Source organism: Streptomyces sp. NPDC020898, from assembly GCF_044333925.1.
Classification (GTDB): domain Bacteria; phylum Actinomycetota; class Actinomycetes; order Streptomycetales; family Streptomycetaceae; genus Streptomyces.
The window spans coordinates 1-1,096 of the sequence record NZ_JBIRRV010000055.1 but is presented as its reverse complement, the minus strand read 5'-3'; the positions used below and the strand labels follow the sequence as shown (position 1 = coordinate 1,096).

Below are 1,096 nucleotides of genomic sequence, written 5' to 3'. Positions count from 1 at the left end.
CGCAGTTGGTATTTCTCGGAGTGCAGGTACTCTTCGCTGCCGTCGCGCAGGGGGGTGTTCTCGCAGAGTTCGTAGCCGCTGTAGACGCCCCAGGTGGGGGAGAGGGTGGCGGCGAGGACGGCGCGGGCCTCGAAGGCGGGCCGGCCGCCGTCCTGGAGGTAGGCGTGCAGGATGTCGGGGGTGTTGACGAAGAAGTTGGGCCGCATGTAGGCCGCCGCCTCGCCGGACAGTTCGGTGAGGTACTCGGTGAGTTCGGCCTTCGTGTTGCGCCAGGTGAAGTACGTGTAGGACTGCTGGAAGCCGACCTGGGCCAGGGTGTGCATCATCGCGGGGCGGGTGAACGCCTCGGCCAGGAAGATGACGTCCGGGTCGGTGCGGTTGATGTCGGCGATCACCTTCTCCCAGAAGAGGACCGGTTTGGTGTGCGGGTTGTCGACGCGGAAGATCCGTACCCCGTGGTCCATCCAGTGCCGCAGCACGCGGACCGTCTCGGCGATGAGGCCGGGCAGGTCGGTGTCGAAGGCGATGGGGTAGATGTCCTGGTACTTCTTCGGCGGGTTCTCCGCATACGCGATGGTGCCGTCCGGGCGGTGGTGGAACCACTGCGGGTACTTGGCCACCCAGGGGTGGTCCGGCGAGCACTGCAGCGCGAAGTCGAGGGCGACCTCCATCCCGTGGCGGGCGGCCTCGGCGACGAAGAAGCCGAAGTCCTCAAGGGTGCCCAGGGCGGGGTGGACGGCGTCGTGGCCGCCGTCCTCGGAGCCGATCGCCCACGGCACCCCCACATCGTCCGGGGAGGCGGAGAGGGTGTTGTTGGGGCCCTTGCGGAAGGTGTGGCCGATGGGGTGGATGGGGGGCAGGTAGAGGACGTCGAAGCCCATCGCGGCGATCGCCGGCAACCGGCGTGCGGCCGTGCGGAACGTCCCGTGCGGCTCGCCCGCGGTTCCCTCGGAGCGGGGGAAGAACTCGTACCAGGCCCCGTACAGGGCCCGCTCCCGCTCCACCAGCAGCGCCAACGGCTCGGAGGAGGTGACCAGTTCCCGCAGCGGATACCGGGCCAGCACCTTGTCCACCGCCGGCGTCAGAGCGGCCGCGA

The 1,096-nt window shown here is 69.2% G+C and carries 1 pseudogene; it reads right to left on the bottom strand.

Features of this window, described 5'->3' with window-relative positions:
* Positions 1-1,096, bottom strand: a pseudogene (locus tag ACH4TV_RS48320) (alpha-1,4-glucan--maltose-1-phosphate maltosyltransferase); the annotation flags it as partial.